Genomic DNA, 20,774 nt, shown 5'->3' on the forward strand with positions numbered 1-20,774 from the left:
TGTAGGAAGTTTCGTACCCTCTGCTGACAAGAGAGTTTTTTGTTTTCTCAGCGTATTCTCAGCGTGCCAGAAAAAATCTGGGACATCTAGAGGGCGCAGAAGACGCCTCGGTGGTGAAATTGGTAGACGCGCCGGACTCAAAATCCGGTTCCGAAAGGAGTGCCGGTTCGATTCCGGCCCGAGGCACCACATCGTAACGCACGAAGCCCCATAGACGACAGGTCTGCGGGGCTTTTTGCTTTCCTAGCCGGGTACGCGAATAGTGCGTCGCCACTTCAGTTTCTCTTTCCACCAGTACACGAATCGTGACTTGTCGAAGCCCAGGTCCGAGTACGCATAAAGGGCCTGTATCAGCGCGGACAAGCGCGCCTCGTTCGACTCGATAAGCTGCAACAGATACAGCAGCCTGTTTGCAATCTCCTCCTGGTCCATCTGTTCGTGATGCTCGGTCACCAGCTGCATTCCAATCCGGAACGCGCGTAGCTGCTCATAGGCGAAAGCCAGTTCTCCCGCCAGCTCTGGACCAAGGGAGCCCACCTTCGCAGGCGCACTGTCGAAAATCGGGTCTGTCGGCATCTCCATGCTGTACAACGGTGGTTTCTTTCCCTGCCTGACAACGAGCACCACGCCTTGCAGCCCTGCCTTCAGCACCTTGAACGCAGAGGCGTGCGACTCCAGTTCGCCCGCGAGTGCTGCCGCCCAACTTGTGCTGTCCAGATGCCTGCGATACTGCTCAGCCATGAAGTTGGTCGCATATGCTACGGTCACCGCTGCACCCGCGGCAATGACTGCGGCTCCGATTGTGAACACCCCGTCTGGCATTCTTACCCCCTTGTTGTTGGCTTGTAGTGTACGGCTCCGCGATGCAAAAAGGGCCACGCAGCGAACTGCGCAGCCCTCACTAGGCTACTGCACTGTGACAGCGGGGCTTGGTCGATATCCGAACCAGCGCCAGTCCAGAATCAGTCGTCCTTGAACACTGAGTTGAGATGCACGAACATCTCTTTCCCTTCTGCAGTCAACCGATACATCGTGCTCCCCTCCCCATCGACATAGGTCTCCGCGAGGCCGGCCTTCACCGCTTTCTCTGTACCCGCCTCGACCAAACGATTGGCCTCGTCCCGGTCCAGCGCAAATCGTAGACCGATTTTCAGCTGGAACTGGTGCAGACCCTTGCCCTCAGCATCGGCATTGGCGAGCATGCACAGCACTACCGCCGCAGCGGGATGAAGCGGAGCCGAAATGGACTTCGCCACCGAGCGGTGGGTATGAAAAAAAATGGGGAGAATTGCGTCCAATGCGGTGGATGCAGGTGTGTACTGCTGTTTTTCAGCTACTTCGCTCATGCCTGTTCCCTTGTCTTCAAAGTGATGCACCGGGTACCACCCGGGCCGGCTAAACGCCGCACACACCTTATCGTCCAGCCTTACAAAAACTTGAATTCAACAAAAGGGGACGGCGGCGGTCTGTACAAATTTACAGGCTGTATGCACGCACATGCACTTGCCGCTGCGCCTTACGGGGTGCGGCTCTCGCGGTACTGCACTTTTCGCAAAAAATACAGTACATTTGGGGCCAGAGTACGCTGCATGGTCTCAAATCGGGTGAGACAGTGGGAGAAGAATGGTGCCAACTTGATGATGAGTGTGTTGTCGGTGCACGCCGCCGAAATTTCCCGGGGCAACCGCTATTTCCGACCAAAGCGACGAAGCAGGCGCCCCAGCAGGTAGCCAAGGGCAGCGGCGCATGCTGGGAAGGCCAGCAGCGCCCATTGTTCGCGTAATATTTGCACTGCGTGGCTCACGGCGTTCCACATAGCGTCGTCCCTACCGCCGGCCGCGTTCGATTGTTCGCAGCATTATTTGCCTCCAATCAATCTGCTCTGCTCAAGCATCTTGCGCACAATGGTCACTGCGTCCTCATCGAGGCTGCAATACACGCGCTCGGTGTCCCAACACGACCCGGGGCCGACTACCCTGGCGCTCGCGAATTCATTGCGGACATAGCCATCGAGCCGCAACAGGGGCGTCACCTCGAGCCCATTCTTGCGCCCAATAAAAACGGTAAAACCAGTGCCGCTCAGCGGAGGCGTGCTGTATCGCTCCTCGCACATTTCGAGCACGCGCAGCGCTTCTTCCAGAACTGAAAACGGCGGACGGTCATCAGGCACGACAGAGCCTTCGATATCGCACAAATGTGCGAGCGCGCTTACGTCGCCGTCGTAAATGGAAATTGTCAGCATCCTCGCTCCCTCGACATTGCTTCCAGCTTTGTTTTCAGCTCCTCGAGTACCGAGGGCTCGCTTATGCCAAGCACGGGGTCCGTCCGTACCAGGTGGTCGCGGCACCACGTCGGCCACCCCTCGTGCTCATCATCGAGCGCGAGCCATGCCTGAGGCTTGCGGCGACGTACGTCCGCCCACACTTGCATGCCGCGCGGCGCAGCGGCGAACTCGACCGGGTCCATTCTGCTGTGGTATGTGGCGCCGATAACGCGAGCACGCAGCCGAGGTGGCAGCTTCCGCGCCACTTTTCGTACGCTGCGATATACACGCACCCACGATGTCGACAGCACTATGCGGACTTGCGGATAGGGCTCGAGTAGGTCCGCGAGCAGTTCTGCATGCTCGAAGAGCCAATGTCCCGGCGCGCCAAAAATCCATGGGCCCGTGCCCCTCTTTCGGTAGACCGACTCCGGGTTCAAGACACCATCTATATCCAGATAAAGCACGACGCCGCCCATTTGCCGCGGGCGCGGCACGTCGGCAGGCCCGGGAAGTCCTGTCAGCATCCGCGCACCACGTCAGCCGCGCTCTGCCGACACACGCTAGGTCGCCTCGCCAAATCCGCAATCACCCCATACATGCGATTCACCCCGTTTATTTTTCAACTGCGTTAATTGCAGATTTGAATGCTAGCATATTCTCGCCACTCATTAGGCATCCATACTTTGTTGCTCAAAAGCACAAAGCCTTTTAATTCGGTGATATTCAAATGAATAAGAAGCTTTATAAAGCTGTGGTGACCGTTGATACAGGCGGAGACAAGTCAGCTATCGCGGACGAACTCAGGCTACCCTCGGAGTGCGAGGAGTTGCTCAAAATAATCAAAAAATATGAACGGAAGCAATGCATGCGCATATGCCGAGCAATGTTCGATGATTACTTCGATTTCACATCGAAACAAGTCGAACTCATTCTCGCGTTTCAGGACGTATTCACGCTTGTGTTGGACCACCCATTAGCGACTTTTGGGATTCGAACGGCTGACTAAGCCGCTCTCTCGTAAAGGCAGAGTTAATTCGCGTTTCAGTTTCGACGTCGAAAGTTGCCTAGGGGCTGACCCACGCCCGCCAGTTTCGACGTCGAAAGTTCCCCTATCAAGGACGGTTGGGTGGCCAGTTTCGACGTCGAAATTTGAGCCTGTCGCTTAGCAGCTTGGACGTACCGCCGGGCTTCTTCCCGGTCGAACGCCAGCCCACCGTCGACGCTGCATACCGCTTGCAACCGCCCGGTGTCGAGGACGGTTAGTCGCACGGCCAGTTGACTGATATCAAGCGCCTCTGCCAGCTCGGCAATAGTCACGTATTGGGCCTCCGGCTCTGGCAGCCGCGGCCTCCAACCTTTCTCCATCAGCTGCACGAATACGCGGTACCGGCCGTCACGGGGCTCCGGGATGCCGGTGCGCTGGCAGTAATGGCGCGTATCGACCATCGCCCATTCCTCCGCTTGATAGCGCTGCATGCCGCCGTCTATCTCACGGATGGCCATCCGCTCCAGAATGAATTCGACCGCGTTCGCATCATCCTGCATTGCTTCCATGGCGCCCACCGACCACTGTATAAAAACACAGTATCGGTGCCGCAAACGCACGGGTCAAGCCGCGCGGTTGACGCTATATCCGGTTGACGCGGCGAAAATAAAGGGGCGACTTACACGCAGGCATGACTACCTCTGCAAAACGCCCAAACTCCCGCCCGGCGCGTGCAACGCGCCGACCTGCCCCCTCTGCGGCGGCGGTCGCTCAGACCGCCCCTGCGAGCAATGCGCCGCTTGACGCGGCGCCCATGCCCCACCCGCAGTTGCAGGCCTTTCGCGCCGAGCCCCGGGGTCCGCTCCTCGCCGTCTACCCTGCCCGGCCCGCCCCTGGCAGCACGGAACCCCGCTTTGTCGCCAGCATCATGTCCGTAGAGCGCGTCTCTGCCTACCGGGCCCTGGCCGTCCAGGCCGGCTTCGCCGCGGTCAACCAGCTGATGGCCGCCAGTGCCCCGACCTCGCACTGGTTTCTGGTGCCCGTGCACGGCTTTGGTAGCAGCGCGCCTGCCCCCATCGACCACCTGAAAGCACGCGCGGCGTTTGTCGCGCAGGCAGACCGGCGCCTTCAGGCGCTGCTGGCAGCCGAGCAGCTCGAAGAGGTCTGAGGCCGCTTGTAAACCGGCGCGAGCCCCACTATACTGCGCACAACCGCACCCCTTGCGAGCATTCGATGACCTTCGCACTGACTTTCGCATTTGCAGCCGCCGTGCTGTCGCTCCTCTTCCCGGAAACCTTTGGGAACGGCAACGAACAAGCGTAACGGCACGCGACCCTCTCCTGCTCACAAGAGCCCCGCCTCGCGCGGGTTTTTTCTTGACCAGTTGTTACGTTCGCATTCCTAATAAAAAAGTATAGAGAAGGACCCCGCATCTTCTCTTCAGGAATGTCCTTAAGAGTGGGCCTGGTTTATGAGCAGTGCATATACAGCGTATGGAGGCTCCCGCGCAAGCAACCTCTATCGGCATGACGATGCCGTCAACCACCCCGTTGGCCTTCACTCTCGGCCAACGGGCCGAGGTGGAAGTCGCGAGGACATTCTCGAGAGTGAAACTATGCTTCTACTGAACATCCAACCCGTGACGGACCTGCTGGTCTCACTGCCGGCTGGGCTCAAAGTCGTCGTCCTTCTTGCGACAATCTGGCTCTGTCAGGGTCTCACCGAGACGACGCTGCGATTGCACAAGCAGGGCTTCCTGAAAGCCGTTCCCACTGCTGTGGTCATGATATCCGGTGCGGTTGCGGGCCATCTGGTAGGCGGGCTCGTTGTCGCAGCGCTGACGGCGATGTGCACACTCTCCGCACTGTTTATCACCAGCGGTATCCGTCGCGCAGTCAGACGCGCCGCAAGTTTGCGCAAGGAACTCGCACAAATCGAGGCCAAGTACAAGCACTGACCTGATTCCAACGCCCACCTCGTGTGGGCGTTTTCTTTGCCTACAATGCGACGTGACCGAGTCGTGGGAGGGCCTATGAGGCTGGAAGACCGACTCGTTCGTTCCATCCGGCAATGCGCAAAGACCTTGTCATTCCGCGTTCCGAGATAGCTCCGCTGGGCAGTCCCGTTCACGTCAGTCGAGTGCTTGCAACGCTGGTTTACGACGGTGCGTTGTCGGCAAGCCGCCCGGCAGCGCCCCCGGCGCAGTAACACCGCAGCAAGCCTGGAATCAGGAGCGGGAGCCCAGAAGCTCCCTGGCCCCTACCTCGTGACGCGATATTCCGTCGAGTGAGAGTTCGTATGCGCCAAGCTCAACGCCTGGCTCGACCAGCGGGGAAAGAACTGGTTCTTTTGAAATCCGCCCATCTGCGAGCAAATCGATTTGCGACATAGAACATGCTGTCATCGAGGTGCTGCCGCCGCTATAGCGATACCCAATACTCAGCCTGCGCGCAGATAGTCCTGGAGACTCATCCCTTTCTCCTCATCGACTTCTAGGTTCGTTGGCATATCAGGAAATGCTGGGCTGCCCGGGGTCCAAAACTCGACTGATTCAGGGTGCTCATCAAAAAATTCCGGGTCGGTCGTGACGCTAATGCGCGGTGCACCCGGCTCACTCCAGAAAACCTCTTTGCTGCTCACGCGCTGTGCCTCGCTCCCATCTGGAAGCATAGGAGCACGGTCGAGTAACAGCCCCAACTCATCCAAGCCATAAGGCGCTGGCGCACGCTCCGACATCTCCAGCGCTGCCTCTAGTGCCTCATCCAGGCTGAATGCATCGGCAGGCGGCTGTGAAACCGCTTGGTGCAACTGGCTGACCAAGTTTGCCCGTGCCTGTTCTCGGTGGTCGGGACTGGCCAACGCAACTTCGGCAATCCTCGCAGGCATTGTTGCGAGGATGGGTTGCAAGGGGCCCACAATCGAAGTGAAGAGATTGATGCGCGTGCGCAGTGCACGGTAGACGTCCGTTTCCACGGTGTTTTCGTACATCAGGTTAACGACGGCGATGCGCGAAAAAGCTTGTCCCAGACGGTCGACACGCCCGATGCGCTGCTCGATGCGCATTGGATTCCAGGGACAATCGAAATTTACGAGTGCGCCGCAAAACTGGAAGTTGAGGCCTTCGGCAGCGGCATCCGTGCATACCAGCACTTGTGCGTCCTGTGCCCTGAAGCGCCGCTTGGTTTCCTCTCGCGTCAAATTCTTCCATTGCCCATCGGGCTGTAGCCACTCGCCCCCACGGCCCGAATAACACAGCACAGAAAAACCCTCAGTCTTCAGGAAGTCGCGCAAGTAGTCGAGCGTGTCAGTGTATTGCGTAAAGACAATCGCCTGGGGATACGCCGGCAATAGCGAATGGTCCATTGCGTGGTAGCTACCGCGTTGTAGCGCACGCAGCACCTCGGCCAGACGTTTCGCCTTGGTGTCCACCGGTAGGCGTCTCACCTGCGCAAGCAGTTCCCCGATGTCCGTCTGCTCTTCGAGCTGCAAGGCTGCTTCCTTTTGCAGTTCGACTACTTCATCGTCAGCGGCATCGCCTGTCTCGTCGACGTCGTCTTCTGCATCTTCGCTCGAACGCAGTTCGTCGAAGGGCAGACGAGCCTGTCCTTTCACGAAGGCAAGGCGTTCCTCCAACGTTCGACGTAGCGCGTAGAAGCTTGACGCCAAGCGTTTGCGGTAGATTGTCATCACGAAACCTACAGCCGTTCGCTTATCAGCTTGGGCATTGTTGTAGGTTGTCGAGATATAGGACTCGAGTGCGCCGTACACCTGCGCCTCTTCATTAGTCATGTCGAGAAACTCATCGACAACCTCGCGCGAGGCAATCGGTGTCCCGAGCATGCCCCGGCGGTGGTACTCGCGCAGCAGGTCACGCGTGTGACGCGACACCAACCCCCCCACGGGCGTATACGCCCGCATGATGCTGACCGCGCTACGTCGCTCCTCGGCGGACAGCTGACGCCGTGGCGTGGCGGCCGATTCTCGCAGCGAGCGCAGTATGCGCTTAGCCTTCAGGGTGCTGTTGCCCGGAGCACGTCGCTGGGCTGCTTCGAGTCGGACTTCGCCGAAAGCGTTCTCGGCGGCACGAAACAGACTGGCGAGAAACTCAAAATCCTCGTGCGAGGGGTTCTCATTGCCTGCCTTTCGAAAAAACTCCAGGAAGGCGGTACGGCTCCACTCCTGTGGCATCGCCAGTAGCGCGAGCAAATCCCACACTTCTACCGGATGCACCTGCATTGGCGTCGCCGTCAGTAACAATAGCGCCTGCGTGCGGGCCTGTAGGCGTTGCATGAGCTGCAACAACAGGTTGGGCGGACCTTCCTGTGTTCCGCCGGGGCTTTTGCGTCGTGCATGGTGTGCTTCGTCGAGCACGACAAGGTCCCAAGGCTCGGCGACATCCAGAAGTTCGCGCTGACGGTCACGACGGCGCATCAGATGACTGGACGCGATGACGAACGGCTCCCGATGCCACTCTTCGCGCGACACATCCTTCTCGGCATGCCCGCGCATCATCGGCGACGGATACCAGGTAAGCCGCTTGCCGTCATAGATGGGCCAGTTGAGGTTGAACTTCTCGCGCAGCTCAATCTGCCACTGTGTCATGACGGCCTTTGGCGCGAGCACGAGGATGCGCTTTGCGCGCCCCGAGAGCCAAGCGAAGCGCAGTAGCAAACCGGCTTCGATGGTCTTGCCCAGCCCTACCTCGTCCGCAATCAGAAGGCGCGGCGGCCAGTGGTCCAGCATGCGCTGAAAGGCGCGCACCTGATGTGGCCATGGCGTAATCGCGCTGGTCGCCTCGGCGATGCGCTCACCACCGGGCAGTCGGGGAGTTGCCCAGATAGTTTGCCAGATGTCGCGGCGGCGTTCGTCAACGGACGGCTGTTTGACTACGGGAGACTGGCGCGGCTGTTCGTCTTCTGTTGAAGAAGCATCTCCATCTTGCTTACGGGCGCGCTTCAGACGCTCGGGCTCCTCCTCTCCTGGCGGTAAGAAACGCAGTACGTTTTCACGCACAGCAGACGGCACGTCCATTACCACTGCACGCTTGGCCCTGTCCGCCCATAGGCGCGCGAAGCTACGCTCCTCGTCCTCAACGTGCTTCTGGTCGCCTTCCCAGTCGCAGAAGACGTGAAAGCTCTCCCAGTTATGTTGCCACCCGTAGGCCGTCTCGTTCACACTACCAGCGAACGCTAGGCGGCTCCCCGTCTTGTCTTCGATGATACCGGCCTTTTCATGAAAGATGGCCTGGCTTGTCACTGGATTGCGATGCGCATCACAGGGCACGGCCACTTTGATTTCGAGATAGCCGCGGGCCACCATCCAAGCCAATAAAGCCAGTGCTTCTTGCTCGCGTACCGTCTCGCCACGCAGCGGCATGGCCAACAGCTTGACCTCTACCGTATCGCGCAAAGTTTGACCGCGTTCGATAGCGTTGACTTCCGCTTCGTCGAGCGTGCAACCGACCACCATGCGCATCCGCCCGTTGTTAAGCACCAGGCCCTCGATACCACGCGCCGCAATCGCAAGCGCTGTCGCGGTGAAATAGCCAGTCGTTCGGTCGTAGCGCTGCGCGCACGACAAGGCGTGCACGTAGAACTGCTCTACGAGCGAGCCGTCATCGTGATTGTACTTGCTCTGCCAGGCAAGGTCCGTCAGCAAAGGCATGGCTTATTCCTGTGCAATGTTTTCTTCTTGCCACATCTTCAATTGCTCAGGCTCGGCCACCTTTTCGGCCAGTGCCAAGCGACGCAGGTTTTCCAAGGCGTCGAAGTCGGCCCCCGCACCTGTCGCGGCGTCAGGCAAGTCGAACCCACTCCAGGCCTTACCCACGGGAAGCACTTCGAGCACAGCCTCCAGCGCTGTCAGAAAGGCCGGCTCGTTTGCCAGCCCATGCTTGGCCAGGAGCTCGTTGGCGGACTCGAGTGACGTGCCGCGCACAGTCTTTGCCAATTGGTGCAACGCGTCCATCATCGAGTCGCGCCCGTCTGGCAAGCCCAACGACCCTTTCGCCGCACGAGTCATTGCGTCCCACAGCACCACGTCTGATGCCTTCTTCTCGGCGAGCTTGCCTATAACATCGCGTTCCATGTCCACGCCGCACACCTTGGCTAGCTTGTTGGCCTCGTCATATGGAAAAACCGGCGCTTCGAAGGCGTCCCAAGCCAGCACAAACCAGCTCGTGAGATTGTCGAGTTCGACATTGCGCTTTGCATGCGCCAACTGCGACAAGCGCCAGTTCTTCACTTCAGCACGGGCCGCGACCAGTGCGTCTTCGGGCGACACCGCGAAGGGGTCGTACTCCTCCTCGAAAATCTCCGCCTGCCGGCGCTTGCGGCGCGTCTGCTCGACATCCTGGCGCGGCGTGCCACGCACCAGCGGCCAGGCTTGCGAGAACACTTCCAGGGCAGGGCCGAAGCAGGAGAGATAGAGGTCCACCCCGCGAATTCCGCCCTTCTGGAAAGCACCGATACGCTCGCGCACGGCGGCGCGCACCTTGGGTTCGACGTCTTCCCAGTAGCGCGTTTCCGTCCCCTGATGATTGAGCGGGCGGCAGACAAGAAAGACCGTCGAGTTGGCAGCGGACTTGTCCTTGATGTGCATGCTGGCCTCGGCCTCCGTGTTCAGAGGCCAGGAAGCCGTGATGGCGAAGCCTGCTTCCATCAGACCCTTGGTCAGTGCGTCCCAGGCGCCAGTAGCCTTGTGCGTGAACATGAGCGTCATGATACCGTCCGGCTTCAGCACGCGACGCATCTCTGTGAAGATGGCTGACATGCGATGCTGGTAGTCGCGTCCAGCAAGCACCTTGGCGCCCTTCTCGCCCTTGAATTTGGCTGGGTTGGCGACTGCCTCATTCTCCTTGTCGGTCAGTGGTCGGCGAAATAACTCCGGATAGGCGTAGCCCGCTGTGCGTTTGAGCCAAACATAGAAGAAATCGGATAGCTCGGCATACATGACATTGTCATAGTAAGGCGGGTCCATCACTACCGCATCAATGCTGGCGTCGGCAAGATGGTCGAGACTGTCGCCAGACTTGCAGGTCAACGTGACCGGCGACGGAACAAACGGCTTTTCTGCCGCCGGAGTGCCGAACAGACTGGTTTGGCGCTCTGGGGTACCCGGCGCATCAGGGCGCGCCAGCTCAACTAGCTCGCCGATGCATTTGGCGGTTTGTTCGACGGCCCACTCATAGCCGAAGCCAACGATAAGCGGTGGCATTTCCGCATGCGACCAGCAAAACGCGAAATCGTGACGATTGAATGTATTCGCTATCACCTCTCGGGTCGACATCCAAACCGACATTCGCGAGTTGTAATTGAGCATCTTGTCGAGTGTGAGCGACAGATATGCAAACGCCGCACTAACGATTTCATTCCAGCGTCCGGCAGCCCTTTCCTCTTCAATAAGCTCACGAAAGACCTCAACGGCGGTTCCGTGTCCCAGTAGCTGACGTGGCGAGAACATGTCTTGCCAGCGCTTCATGCCGTACCGAAGGGGCTCTTCAGTTTTATGGCCCGGCGTTACCACCTCGGTAGGCACCATGTCGAGCGCCTCCCAATCAGGTAGCTTGTCGCTGAGCCGGGCCTGAACCAACTCCGATAGGTCGTCCTCAGGACGGGGGGCACGATAACCACGTACCCATTTCTCCTTCGGCTTGCCGGATTTGGTTTGGCCGGTAATGACCTTCTTCTTGAAGACGACCGTGTACAGCTGCTCGCCCATGCGACCAACTTGGGCCTCTGCCTTGATGTGGTCCCCTGAAATCAGCCGCGCGCAGTCCTCGAACGGACAGGTCGCGTCACCGCCGGAGACGGTGCCCGCCGACTGCTCCTTCGCCTTGCTGACAATGATAAAGTTGACGTGGCGTGACTTGTCGCCCACGCCCGTTCCCTGATGCGGATGCAAGCGAACACCAGTACCATCCGGCGCAAGTCGCCAGTTGGGGGACAGCGGAACAAGGCCATCACAGTGTGGGCAACGAACAGTGCGGGTCCACAAATAGCCGAGAACCTGAGCTTCGTCGGGCTCTGGTGCGAACAGACCGGTAAATCTGGGCTCCGCCACCTCCAGAAAGCGCTCGGCAATCCGCTCAAACTCAACCTGAACACTAGCGCCATACTTCAACGGAAATTCATAGGTTCCGCGCTGAACGAGTACAGCAACCGGATTCAAGTCATTGGCTTGCGTGGCAAGGCCGAGACGAAGCGACTCAAATGGAATACTTCCGCCCCCCGCAGTTGGGTCCAGAACCGCTGGAGTACCCGGAGCAACCCGAGCTATTTCAGATTGCAGCCACTCTTTCTCTTCCGGGCTTGGCAAGTACTTGAACGCGCGGTCGTACCCATAGGGATTTAGCCCTAAGTCTTCTCCAGTTTTTTTCGCACGGTCAATGCGGCGGCGAGTTGCGACGGGGTCTCCGTGTATTCCTACCGTATCCAAAAATCTGCTATGGTCCGCATCCTGCGGTAGCAACGAGGCCAAAATGGCCGCTCGCGAGGCCACAAGCGGGCGACGTGCCCACCATACATGCAGGTAATAGGTGGGCGGCAGTGCCGTCATGGAGCGGCGTTCACGCACGCTTTCCTCGCCGAGCGCAGCAATTGGCAGCCAAGACTCAATTAGGCGGCGGCTCATCGCAAACCTACCTTCGAGTTCACGACAAGCGTGGCGGTAAAGCATCTGTCTGACTGAGTCATATCTTCTTGTAGTCTTGGTTGTGTTCAGGCACGTAGTTCGGAATACGTCAGGCGTCAGCTTGGGTGCCGTACGCTCGTAGATGTCGTTGGCGGTTGGCCTCCATCGGCACACCGACGATGGCGTTACCCAGCCTGGCCACTCTGTCCCGTACGCCGAATACGACTGTGCCACCGCCGCCATTGGTCATGCAGACGGCTATTTCGACGGCGAGCCGATTGGCCTCATTGGGTGCGGCCGCCAATTCCGTGAAATCAAGGCCCCTAGGCCTCGAGGGCTTGGGCTTCCAGCCGCTCCAAGAGTCCCGCGGACTTCTGTGACTTCACGCATGTGCGTGCCTTAGCGGTTCGGCTCAATCAATAGGAAACGCAGCGCCATCAGCACACGTCGGGGGTGTTTGCGATGCATCGCCATGCCAAGCCAGTATCCGGCTTCTTCCTTGGTCATCGCTTCTATGCCCGCGGCTACGGCGGCGATGTGCTCGCGATTACGCATCGGCGCGAGCACACGCAGCAGCAGGCCGAGATTGATGGCCATGTCCTCGTCGATGGGAACACGCAAAGCGTCAATCGCCGGTAGGTTCAGGAGGTCGATGCGCACCTGCTTCATGCGACGCAGCAGGCGGTGCTCGATGAGCGAAAGGTTGCGACCACGCAACCCGGCAATGTAGGTGGGCTGTTTAATGTGCGGCGTCGCGCTAGCCGGCAACTGCCAGATTTCGATTTCCATGTCGGAGCCGGCGAGGCGACGCGCACGCAGCTCGTAGTGTGGAAGCGCCGAATGTTGCTTGCTGCTCACGCTAAGCAATGTAGTGACTTTTCCCATAAGACTCCTTCATTCACTATGCGTCCGTGCCGGTCGCGATGACTTGCGCCGAGGTCGACACGAGTCGTGTCAGTCGCTGGATAAGTCCGTCCGCAGATGCGCCTTGCACCTGTAGCGGAGGCTCGAAAGACAACATAAAGGTGACGGAGGCGTCGCTGTCGCTCGCGGCACGGAACTGGGGTTCGAGATAGTCCTTCAGCACGATGGCGTCATCAATGTCGCCCCGGAACTCAAGCTCTGCCGTTGAGCCGGTCGCGGTCTCGAAGGATGCCTCCAGTTCTACGCGTTTCTGAGCATTCGGCACAGACTTGACCAAGGGCATGAGCTTCAAGGCATCGCCCTTGTCGAAAGGCTTGATGGTCATCGTCCCCAATGCCTGAATCTTCTTGTGCTGCGCTTTCTCGAAGACCTGAGTCAGCGCGGCCTTGAGAACGTCTTCGGCTTCAACAGAGTTGACCGAGCGCACTTTCGGCGACGGCGTACCGCCCCCAGTGCTTCGATGGCCCCCAGTCGACGTGCCGGCTCCTGTGCTGCTGCCGGAGCTGCTTTCGCTGCCGCCGTCCCCGCCTGCCGATGGTGCCGGCTCTGGCCTTGGCCAGATGTTGTTGTCGCGGGCGTAAGTGGTGGTATAAAGAAAGGACTGCTCGTCGACCTTAATTTCGGCATGCGGGTCGCCCTTGCCGCGCAGCAAGTCCCCAGACTGATAGACGAAGACATCCTGGTCGATGCCGAGGCGGATGCCTTTGATAAAGACGTCATCACCGACCAGCATTGGCAGCGAAGGGTCCTGGCGGAACTCTGTACGTAAAGCGGCCGTTGTAATTTGGCCTTTCTTGAGCGGGGTGCGGTCACGCACGTACACGGGTGAATCCGGCTGGTCAGTTGGCAAGCGCAATTTGCTCGCGTTCTGGAGCTGAGTCACGACTTGCCGTTGACCATCGCCCGGACGGTCTGATGCGGTCTGAATATCGACAACCGTGTGGGCGAGGTCGCACGAAGCTCCATCAAGCCGGTTGCGCGACGGATAAAAAATGTGGCGAAAGCACTGCTGAACGGCCACGGCGAGCTCCTGCTTCGAGCGCTCGTGCAATTCCCGCAGCTTGTCGACCTGGTAATCTGCCAGGTCCTTGAGCTTGTCCGTCTGGCGAAGGGTTTCGAGAGCGATGTTCCGCAGCATCTTGGCCTTCATGTTGGGCGTGCCTGCGGCATCGGCCACCAGGAAGGCAAGGTTGTTGCGGTTGTGGCGCCAGTCGTTGCCGCCGCCCTTATGCATGTAAATTCGCTCGACCAGCGGGTCGATACGCACTGCATCGCTGTACACGTGCACGGCGTCGTACCCCAGCATGACCAGGTACGGGCGGCCACTACCGTCGTCATCCGCCACATCGTGGGGCCCAGAGGCAAACGGAATGAGATTCAAGTTCGGACCGGCAAACAGGTCACGGATGTAGCTGTTCAGGCGCGTACGCACCTCGTCGCGGTCGGTATTGGTTTCTTCCCGCCGGATGATTTGCGTCAGGTTCGCTTCAGCGAGGAAACGCATCGGAGCACCCGGACGGTCATCCAGGTAGGCCGAGTCCGTCACGAAACGCTTGCGAGCATCGTCGATAAATGCGATATCGGTGCCCGGGCCAAGAATGGCGTACCGCAGTTCTTCCGCATTCAGGCCACGGAGGTTCTCATTGAACGCCAGGGTGTGCATAAAAGCACAGCGCGCAACGTAAGAACCGTAAGTGGGGAGCCCCCTGAACGGCCCCGCGTCGAGCTGTTCAGCCAGGGCTGGGGTACTGTCAACAGCGGCAATTTCACCCTTGATGGCCGGCACGTAAATGTCCTGCTTCAAGCGCGTAATGAGCTCGAGACGAATGGGCTCGAAGCCCAGGTCGATGTGCTGCGTCTGAATCGCGAAAGCGTCCGCGGGTTGTAGCTCCCACAACCGTGCGACTGTGCGCGCCAGAAGGCGCAGCATGCCGCGCACGCGCTGGAAGTTACCCAAGGTGCCAGTTTTCTGGGTGAGAACCTTGACGAGCTCCGGATGCAGAGGATACCCCGCGCGGAATTCGTCCATACGTCGGTCCTGTGCCGGCGCCGGTGGAAGTTGCTCGCGATTCCCATCCCAGAGGGCCTTGTATTGCGCGATAACCTGCTCGGCCTTGTCATGGTCGATATGCGCGAACAAACGTCGGCAAATGACCTTGACAGTCTCGTCGTCCTCGGTAGGGTCGATGACCGTTGCCTTGCGGGCAGCAACACTTTCCGCCTCTGCAAAGAACGCTGCAATTTCCTGCGTTTCGCGAGCGTAGGCGTCGGTCGCCTTGCCATCTCTGCCGACCGCTAGAGTGAAGATGAGTGCCGCTTGGGGCGAACTCTCGACGGCCTTCATCAATGCAGTGAGGAAGGCGGCAAGTTGTTCGGCCGCGCGCTGGACATTGCGCCCCGACACCTTGCGCAGATAAGGCGCAATTTCATCGACTAGGATGAGCGCGGGTTTGCTACCGATGAGTTCGCGCAAGGTATCCGCACCTGGGGCGATACCCTCACGGTCACTGGCCTCGACCAATCGATAGCCTTCGGGGCCATTCAAGGCATAGGCCAACTCGCCCCAGGGCGTATGGGCGCGAATATCATTTCCGAGCCGACGTCCGTTCGCCGGGTCCGCGTTCTCACCGTCGAACGCGGCAATACGCACGGGAGTTGACGGCCGCAAGGCGACCTCAAGGAATTCGTCTGCGTTGGCGACGCCTTGCAGACCTTGCATGGCATGCGCGAGCGCAATCAGGGTGTGGGTCTTACCACCACCGAATTGCGTGTCCAAGCGAAAGATGGCGCCAACCTGCTCTGGGCGTCCGAGTACGCGGAGCGCAACCAATTTGAGGACGTTTTTCAGCCCCTTGGTCGGATAGGTATTGGCGAAAAAGAGCGCGGGAAGCTTGTATTCGTCGGGCGCGTCCCCCTTTAGCACTTGCGCAAGGTCGGCTGCAAAATCGCTTTCTCGAAGAGCCCCTTTGAGAACGTCGGCGCGCGGCTCACAAATGGCGAACAGATTGTCGGTCATGAGGTCTGCTTTTTATTTAGTGGCGAAAATGTATCACGATACATTTGACGATGAAGCCTAGGTCTGCCGCATGGCACGGCTAAACCAGCACAGGTCCTCCAACATCATGGCGTTCCGCCCATTGATGCCAACTGACCACCCCTCTTCAACGGGAGAGCTTCGCGTTGCACAGTCACGTTACTGTTCTTTCTGCATCGTGTTCGGCAAAGCATCGCTTGGAACCCCATCCAGTGGATAGCCTTGGGAACGACAGTAGGCAACCACCATTACCTCAACCATGTTGGCGAGACTACGCATTTCGCGCTCGGCGGCCGTCTGCAGCGCCGACTTGATATGCCGCTCGACCCTGACACTGACAGCTTCGGATTTGCCCGTCGACACACACCCTCCCTGTATGCAATTTGCGAGTGGAATGCTAGCACATCGCAGACGAGCTTTATAGGCTTCCAAAAGACGATAAGACCCAGTCCGCCCGGCCTAAAACCTCAACACAGAAGGAACAGCGCTCCGGCTATAACCCGTATAACTCGATTCACTATAGATGGGGGTAAGCACTCTCACACGGAAAAGCCGATGAACATCCGCCCTGCACTTGTCGACAAATACGACCTCATCGCACTGGAAACGACACAGCAGCTACGCGAAGCGCTCGAACTCGATATCGACTTCGCCTTTGCGTGGGCGCCAGAAGACCTGCGCGACATTGCCTTTGAGCGCAACGCGACGGCAGAGATGCTCTCCAACATGCTGTCTGCTGCGTCGGTGACGGCTGACGACAAGGCACTGTATACATACGCTGGCTTCGTGCGCCCGATGACGGACGCCGAATGGTTCAGCAAGATGGCAGCGATTGCCGAGGGTGCCCGCCGCTATCTCAAGGTCGTTGACGACAATGAAACCCTGCACGCTGACCATATGGCCGAGCAGATACGCATCGAGGCTGAGCGCGCGCAGGCCCGGGCGGTGCGTGAGGCACACACGCAGGCTGAAGCCGCTAGTGAAAAAGCTCGCACGGCAGCTCCAGCGTCCGTAGTGGTCGAGGCTGTGACTGACGACTGGGAGGAATTCGCGCAGAGAGACTTCGAACTCGAGGAAGACGAACGGGCCGAAGAAGGCGGCGACGAGCACCTATCGCCCGAGGTCGATTGGGTCGAGCACGACATTTTCCTGCCTGCCATCCGCGACGGCTTCATGCACCTGCCGAACCTGATTGTCGGCAGCGGCATAGTGCGCACGGGTCCGAAGAACAGGACGCGCGAGCGCTGGACCGAGCAGGCGCCGAAGGTCATCCGTCGCGTGAGTGGCTACAAGGACGGCGAGGTGGTCATCTCGTACTCCGGCGAGGAGCTGCGCCCAGGCGACATCGAAACGTGGTCGAAGCTGCTGCATGCCGCTGTCAATATGCCGCTTGGGTCCGACGTGCACATTGGCGCACGCGGCCTACTCACAAGCCTGCATGGGCGCGGCACGGGCGGAAATGCCTACGCGACGTTGCGCGAGGAAGTAACCCGTCTGCAGGCAGCGATGCTGCATATCAAGTCTTCGGACCCGGACTTCATCGACCAGATGGTGGACCTCTTTCCGAGCGACCCGTCTGTGATTAAGGCCAAAAAATCGCGCTTCGTCGAAATCCGGGTCCAGCTGCTGGGCGCGAGCACAACTGACGGCAGCACGTGGACGATTGAAGTGCCGCGCAAAATCCGCACATTGTTCGGTAAGAAGCTGTCGTCGTGGTTCGACGAGGACGTGTACTACTCGCTCAAGGGCGACGCCGCGCGCCGACTGTACCTTCTCTATGGCTCGCACGTTAACTGTTGGCCGCTGCGCCTCGCCGAATTGAAAGAATACATGGGCTCGACGATGGGGCAGGACAGCAAGTTCCGCAACCTAATGAATAAGGCCCACGACGAGCTGAAAGCCAAAGGTGCCATCAAGGGCTGGAAGTTCGAGCAGAGCCACCGGAGGCTGGAGACGCTCTGCTATGTCATCGACAGGAAGGTCAAACCAAAGAAGAAGGTCGAGGCAAAGACCGTGAAGTGCATCGGCGCTGCCGTCGTGTAATTCATCCCTCATGTAGCTTGCTCCATGTAGCTTGCCCTGGCCCGCTCCGGCGGGCCTTTGGTGCCGGCGTGTATTTCGCCCCTGCGTGCGTAGAACAGTCCGCGTAGCTTGCTCCATGTAAGTCGCCTGCCCAAGTCACCCAACGGCGCGTAGATTGGTCCGCAAACGACGCGCAGAGTGGTCCCTTTGGTGCGCCGAAGTTGCGCCCGATTTGCGCCGCCCCCCGCGTAGATTGGTCCCGCTCAAATCGCTGGGAGCCTTATCCAGCAAGGTTTTGCCGGACCCTATACCTAATACCTAAAACTAGTAGCTGGGTGCGGCCTGAGGAGCCCCTTGGCCAGCCCCTTCCTTACACGCCTTCTTCCCCTTAAAAGTCCTCTTTCCGATTCTGCCTATACAGGGCTTGAAAAGAAGCCCTGCACCGCTATGCAAGGAAGTTCTCAGGAACCGCAAGCGCTCCCGCTGCATAGGGAGCGCATGGCGCTCCCAGGAACGAGGCCTCGGGCAGGAAGAAAGCCTCAGGGTATAAGGCACAAGTATGGCGCGGCGTCCGAACCGGGGGAAGAGCCTCGGCAGGCGTCAACGAAGCCCGGCGGGCCTGCAACACCGCTTGTACCGGCCCGTCCAGGCTAGGCTTCCCATGGCCTTACCGGCCTTCATATCAGGAGTCGAACAGCGATTGCTGTCGTGAGCTCGGTATCGCTGCGGTATTCCAGAGCTTCTGGGCCAACGGATGGCGGCTGAGGTGGATAAGCCGATAGAGCGGACCGCGGTTCATGTTGACGAACAACGGCTTCCTTTGCGCGACGTGCATCTTCGTCAGGTCGGAGACAAGAGTCTCCCAGTACTGCAGGTAAGTGCCAACCTGCTCATGCTTTGGGACCGCGTCGAGCCTCAGATTTTCTCGCCAGCCCGGCGCGGCCGCGTCCAACCTCGAATTGGGTAGCTTGAAATCGCCGCCAATGTTGCGCTGCACATCCATCACGCTGAAGTGAATGAGGATGTCGATGTTCGGGCGCAACGAGAGCTTGCGAATTATCTCGAAATCCAGATGTTCTATGCTGAATGGGTCAAGAAAAGCAAAATGCAGGCCTCTAGGTAGAGCCGCCAGAACTTCGTCGACGGTGCTCGACGCGCTTCCGACATATGCGCGCACTGATGCCCCCGCTGCAACCAGACGCTCCTCACATGCCTGCACGGATTCAGCATCGACGTCCCCGATGAACACTTCGTTGAACGGGACACCGCCCTGCTGGGACATACGCCACGCCGACAGTACCCCGCCGTCGGATATGAGCTTCGATTCGCGGTTGATGACGCGCCCCGGCCCGGAAAAAAGGTCAATGAACGAGGCGTACGGCCACTTCGCACGCGCCTGGCGCGCCGAATCGATGTAGCGCGATAGCGCGACGTGCTTCTCCTCGGACCATGCTCCCACCTTCATGACGGGCAAACCATCAGCGGGGTCGAAAACAGGCTCGTCCGTCTTTTTAGCTTTCACCATTCTGGTCCATTCGTATCGCGTGCGGTCTAAATAGTATGCCAACCGGTAAGTTGCCCGAGCCCAAACCTGCTAATCTTTCACCAGACCAAGGCCCCCAAAAATACACCGTATGGCCAAGACTGAAGACAAATACGAATGGCAGACTGGAAATGCCCCGCCTGTCCTCGACCAGCATAGCGCTGTAAAGCATTCGATTGTCGAAAGCTACGTCACCCGTTATATCGAAACGGTCATGTCACCGGCAAACATCCCGAAGCTGACCTTGTCGCTGGTCGATGGTTTCGCAGGCGGAGGGGAGTACCTTAGCGAGACTGGGACAGGCTCGGTCGACGGAACGCCGTTGCTTTTGTTACGAGCGGTCCATGAAGCGCGCGCCAAAATCAACGTGGGCCGAACAATCACCCCACGGGAAGTAGAAGCGGAATTCTTCTTCGTTGAGAAAAACAAGGAGTCAGCCCAGTATCTTTATCAACATCTGGCAAAGCGACGCGCTGAAGGAGCGATAGCGGACATCGACTACTCGAGGGTCCAACTGCACAACTCTGGCTTCCTCGACGAACTGCCGCAAATCGTTGCGCGAATCAAAGCGCGTCGCAATGGTTGCCGGTCCATATTCTTGCTGGACCAATACAACTATCACGCCGTGCCAATGAGCACTATTCGGTGGCTGATGTCGGAGCTTCCAGGTGCCGAGGTCATCCTCACGTTCAACGTCGACTCGCTCATGACGTTCCTCAGCAATTGCGAAAGGAACCGCAAACCAGTGCGAGCTATTGACTTGGAGCAATACATCCCATGGGAGCGGTTAAAAAGCTTAAAAACAGGCCAAGACTGGCGCACATCGCTTCAACGGCACATCGCTCATGGCGTCAAAGTCGAGACAGACGCAAAGTTCATGACGCTGTTCTTTGTTCGACCGCAGGCCGCGAACTCGTGGAGCTACTGGCTAGTGCACCTATCCCAACGCTATAAAGCTCATGACGTCATGAAAGCGCTCCATTGGGAGCACTCCAGCGAATTTGGTCATGAACTTGAGCCAGGCCTTTTCATGCTTGGCTACAACCCACGAAAAGATGAAGACTACAGCGGTCAGTCGTCGCTGCTTTTCGATGAAAGCGGCGAGCAGCGATGCGTGGAGGCCCTGACCGAACAACTCGGGCGGCAACTGGCCGACAATCAGCAGCCAGTGACCGTCGCACAGCTATTCGAGAAGAATATCTCGAACACGATGGCCGACGAGTCTCGTCTCCAGAAAGTCCTCCGAGGCCTACACTCTTCGGGAAGCATTGTCATATTCAACAAGAACGACCGCCCTCGGCGACCGTCGAGGCTCTATGTGCCCAGCGACGTCATTGAGCACTCACGGCAGATAATCCTGACTTGAGCT

The 20,774-nt window shown here is 58.8% G+C and carries 16 protein-coding genes and 1 tRNA gene; 6 read left to right on the forward strand and 11 right to left on the reverse strand.

Annotated features, from left to right (window positions below; all coding sequences use genetic code 11):
* Positions 1-104 precede the first annotated feature (104 nt).
* Positions 105-189: transfer RNA gene (locus tag ACTJLB_RS07325), tRNA-Leu, on the forward strand.
* Between the two features lie 54 nt (positions 190-243).
* On the opposite strand, the gene ACTJLB_RS07330 is transcribed toward ACTJLB_RS07325, so the two are convergent.
* From ACTJLB_RS07330 to ACTJLB_RS07345, 4 genes are all read right to left on the reverse strand, one after another.
* Complete coding sequence (locus ACTJLB_RS07330; protein ID WP_440782904.1) at positions 244-822, reverse strand: hypothetical protein; 579 nt, start codon at positions 820-822, stop codon at positions 244-246.
* Between the two features lie 140 nt (positions 823-962).
* On the reverse strand, positions 963-1,346 hold the full coding sequence (locus tag ACTJLB_RS07335; protein WP_440782905.1) for a hypothetical protein: 384 nt from the start codon (positions 1,344-1,346) through the stop codon (positions 963-965).
* Positions 1,347-1,858: 512 nt separating this feature from the next.
* Positions 1,859-2,242 carry a hypothetical protein gene (locus ACTJLB_RS07340; protein WP_440782906.1) on the reverse strand — a complete coding sequence of 128 codons (384 nt, stop codon included), beginning with the start codon at positions 2,240-2,242 and terminating at the stop codon, positions 1,859-1,861.
* The gene (locus ACTJLB_RS07345) at positions 2,236-2,790 is read right to left on the reverse strand and encodes an HAD domain-containing protein (RefSeq protein WP_440782907.1); all 555 of its coding nucleotides are present in this window, start codon (positions 2,788-2,790) and stop codon (positions 2,236-2,238) included. The genes ACTJLB_RS07340 and ACTJLB_RS07345 overlap by 7 nt, the downstream gene beginning before the upstream one ends.
* A gap of 203 nt (positions 2,791-2,993) precedes the next feature.
* On the opposite strand from ACTJLB_RS07345, the gene ACTJLB_RS07350 reads away from it, so the two are divergent.
* Positions 2,994-3,272 carry a hypothetical protein gene (locus ACTJLB_RS07350; RefSeq protein WP_440782908.1) on the forward strand — a complete coding sequence of 93 codons (279 nt, stop codon included), beginning with the start codon at positions 2,994-2,996 and terminating at the stop codon, positions 3,270-3,272.
* Between the two features lie 35 nt (positions 3,273-3,307).
* Here ACTJLB_RS07350 and ACTJLB_RS07355 read toward each other — a convergent pair whose 3' ends face one another.
* Positions 3,308-3,820 (reverse strand): hypothetical protein, encoded by a 513-nt coding sequence (locus tag ACTJLB_RS07355; RefSeq protein WP_440782910.1) that lies wholly within the window; start codon positions 3,818-3,820, stop codon positions 3,308-3,310.
* Positions 3,821-4,065: 245 nt separating this feature from the next.
* On the opposite strand from ACTJLB_RS07355, the gene ACTJLB_RS07360 reads away from it, so the two are divergent.
* The gene (locus tag ACTJLB_RS07360) at positions 4,066-4,419 is read left to right on the forward strand and encodes a hypothetical protein (protein WP_440782911.1); all 354 of its coding nucleotides are present in this window, start codon (positions 4,066-4,068) and stop codon (positions 4,417-4,419) included.
* Between the two features lie 447 nt (positions 4,420-4,866).
* Complete coding sequence (locus ACTJLB_RS07365) at positions 4,867-5,208, forward strand: hypothetical protein (RefSeq protein ID WP_440782912.1); 342 nt, start codon at positions 4,867-4,869, stop codon at positions 5,206-5,208.
* 482 nt (positions 5,209-5,690) lie between these two features.
* Here the strand turns inward: ACTJLB_RS07365 and ACTJLB_RS07370 are convergent, their stop codons facing one another.
* The 5 genes from ACTJLB_RS07370 to ACTJLB_RS07390 form a co-directional block, all read right to left on the reverse strand.
* Positions 5,691-8,915, reverse strand: a complete 3,225-nt coding sequence (locus tag ACTJLB_RS07370) for a DEAD/DEAH box helicase (RefSeq protein ID WP_440782913.1) — start codon at positions 8,913-8,915, stop codon at positions 5,691-5,693.
* A 3-nt stretch (positions 8,916-8,918) separates the two neighbouring features.
* Positions 8,919-11,882, reverse strand: a complete 2,964-nt coding sequence (locus tag ACTJLB_RS07375) for a DUF1156 domain-containing protein (RefSeq protein WP_440782914.1) — start codon at positions 11,880-11,882, stop codon at positions 8,919-8,921.
* Between the two features lie 399 nt (positions 11,883-12,281).
* The gene (locus ACTJLB_RS07380; RefSeq protein ID WP_440782915.1) at positions 12,282-12,767 is read right to left on the reverse strand and encodes a DUF7680 family protein; all 486 of its coding nucleotides are present in this window, start codon (positions 12,765-12,767) and stop codon (positions 12,282-12,284) included.
* 16 nt (positions 12,768-12,783) lie between these two features.
* On the reverse strand, positions 12,784-15,822 hold the full coding sequence (locus ACTJLB_RS07385) for an ATP-binding protein (protein WP_440782916.1): 3,039 nt from the start codon (positions 15,820-15,822) through the stop codon (positions 12,784-12,786).
* Between the two features lie 177 nt (positions 15,823-15,999).
* The gene (locus ACTJLB_RS07390) at positions 16,000-16,203 is read right to left on the reverse strand and encodes a hypothetical protein (protein WP_440782917.1); all 204 of its coding nucleotides are present in this window, start codon (positions 16,201-16,203) and stop codon (positions 16,000-16,002) included.
* Between the two features lie 192 nt (positions 16,204-16,395).
* Between ACTJLB_RS07390 and trfA the strand changes: the two genes are divergently transcribed.
* Positions 16,396-17,883 carry a plasmid replication initiator TrfA gene (gene trfA / locus ACTJLB_RS07395; protein WP_440782918.1) on the forward strand — a complete coding sequence of 496 codons (1,488 nt, stop codon included), beginning with the start codon at positions 16,396-16,398 and terminating at the stop codon, positions 17,881-17,883.
* Between the two features lie 661 nt (positions 17,884-18,544).
* Here the strand turns inward: trfA and tcmP are convergent.
* Complete coding sequence (tcmP, locus tag ACTJLB_RS07400; RefSeq protein WP_440782919.1) at positions 18,545-19,387, reverse strand: three-Cys-motif partner protein TcmP; 843 nt, start codon at positions 19,385-19,387, stop codon at positions 18,545-18,547.
* A 109-nt stretch (positions 19,388-19,496) separates the two neighbouring features.
* On the opposite strand from tcmP, the gene ACTJLB_RS07405 reads away from it, so the two are divergent.
* Positions 19,497-20,771, forward strand: coding sequence for a three-Cys-motif partner protein TcmP (locus tag ACTJLB_RS07405; protein ID WP_440782920.1), 1,275 nt, complete (start codon positions 19,497-19,499; stop codon positions 20,769-20,771).
* Positions 20,772-20,774 lie beyond the last annotated feature (3 nt).

The organism is Paraburkholderia sp. 22098, from assembly GCF_052045935.1.
Taxonomy (GTDB): Bacteria; Pseudomonadota; Gammaproteobacteria; order Burkholderiales; family Burkholderiaceae; genus Paraburkholderia; species Paraburkholderia caledonica.

Coding starts and splice junctions, on each gene's coding strand:
- ACTJLB_RS07385 (WP_440782916.1), bottom strand. CDS start 15,822: ATGACCGACAATCTGTTCGCCATTTGTGAGCCGCGCGCCGACGTTCTC.
- ACTJLB_RS07350 (WP_440782908.1), top strand. CDS start 2,994: ATGAATAAGAAGCTTTATAAAGCTGTGGTGACCGTTGATACAGGCGGA.
- ACTJLB_RS07380 (WP_440782915.1), bottom strand. CDS start 12,767: ATGGGAAAAGTCACTACATTGCTTAGCGTGAGCAGCAAGCAACATTCG.
- tcmP (WP_440782919.1), bottom strand. CDS start 19,387: ATGGTGAAAGCTAAAAAGACGGACGAGCCTGTTTTCGACCCCGCTGAT.
- ACTJLB_RS07330 (WP_440782904.1), bottom strand. CDS start 822: ATGCCAGACGGGGTGTTCACAATCGGAGCCGCAGTCATTGCCGCGGGT.
- ACTJLB_RS07335 (WP_440782905.1), bottom strand. CDS start 1,346: ATGAGCGAAGTAGCTGAAAAACAGCAGTACACACCTGCATCCACCGCA.
- ACTJLB_RS07360 (WP_440782911.1), top strand. CDS start 4,066: ATGCCCCACCCGCAGTTGCAGGCCTTTCGCGCCGAGCCCCGGGGTCCG.
- ACTJLB_RS07340 (WP_440782906.1), bottom strand. CDS start 2,242: ATGCTGACAATTTCCATTTACGACGGCGACGTAAGCGCGCTCGCACAT.
- ACTJLB_RS07405 (WP_440782920.1), top strand. CDS start 19,497: ATGGCCAAGACTGAAGACAAATACGAATGGCAGACTGGAAATGCCCCG.
- ACTJLB_RS07355 (WP_440782910.1), bottom strand. CDS start 3,820: ATGGAAGCAATGCAGGATGATGCGAACGCGGTCGAATTCATTCTGGAG.
- trfA (WP_440782918.1), top strand. CDS start 16,396: ATGAACATCCGCCCTGCACTTGTCGACAAATACGACCTCATCGCACTG.
- ACTJLB_RS07365 (WP_440782912.1), top strand. CDS start 4,867: ATGCTTCTACTGAACATCCAACCCGTGACGGACCTGCTGGTCTCACTG.
- ACTJLB_RS07345 (WP_440782907.1), bottom strand. CDS start 2,790: ATGCTGACAGGACTTCCCGGGCCTGCCGACGTGCCGCGCCCGCGGCAA.
- ACTJLB_RS07370 (WP_440782913.1), bottom strand. CDS start 8,915: ATGCCTTTGCTGACGGACCTTGCCTGGCAGAGCAAGTACAATCACGAT.
- ACTJLB_RS07375 (WP_440782914.1), bottom strand. CDS start 11,882: ATGAGCCGCCGCCTAATTGAGTCTTGGCTGCCAATTGCTGCGCTCGGC.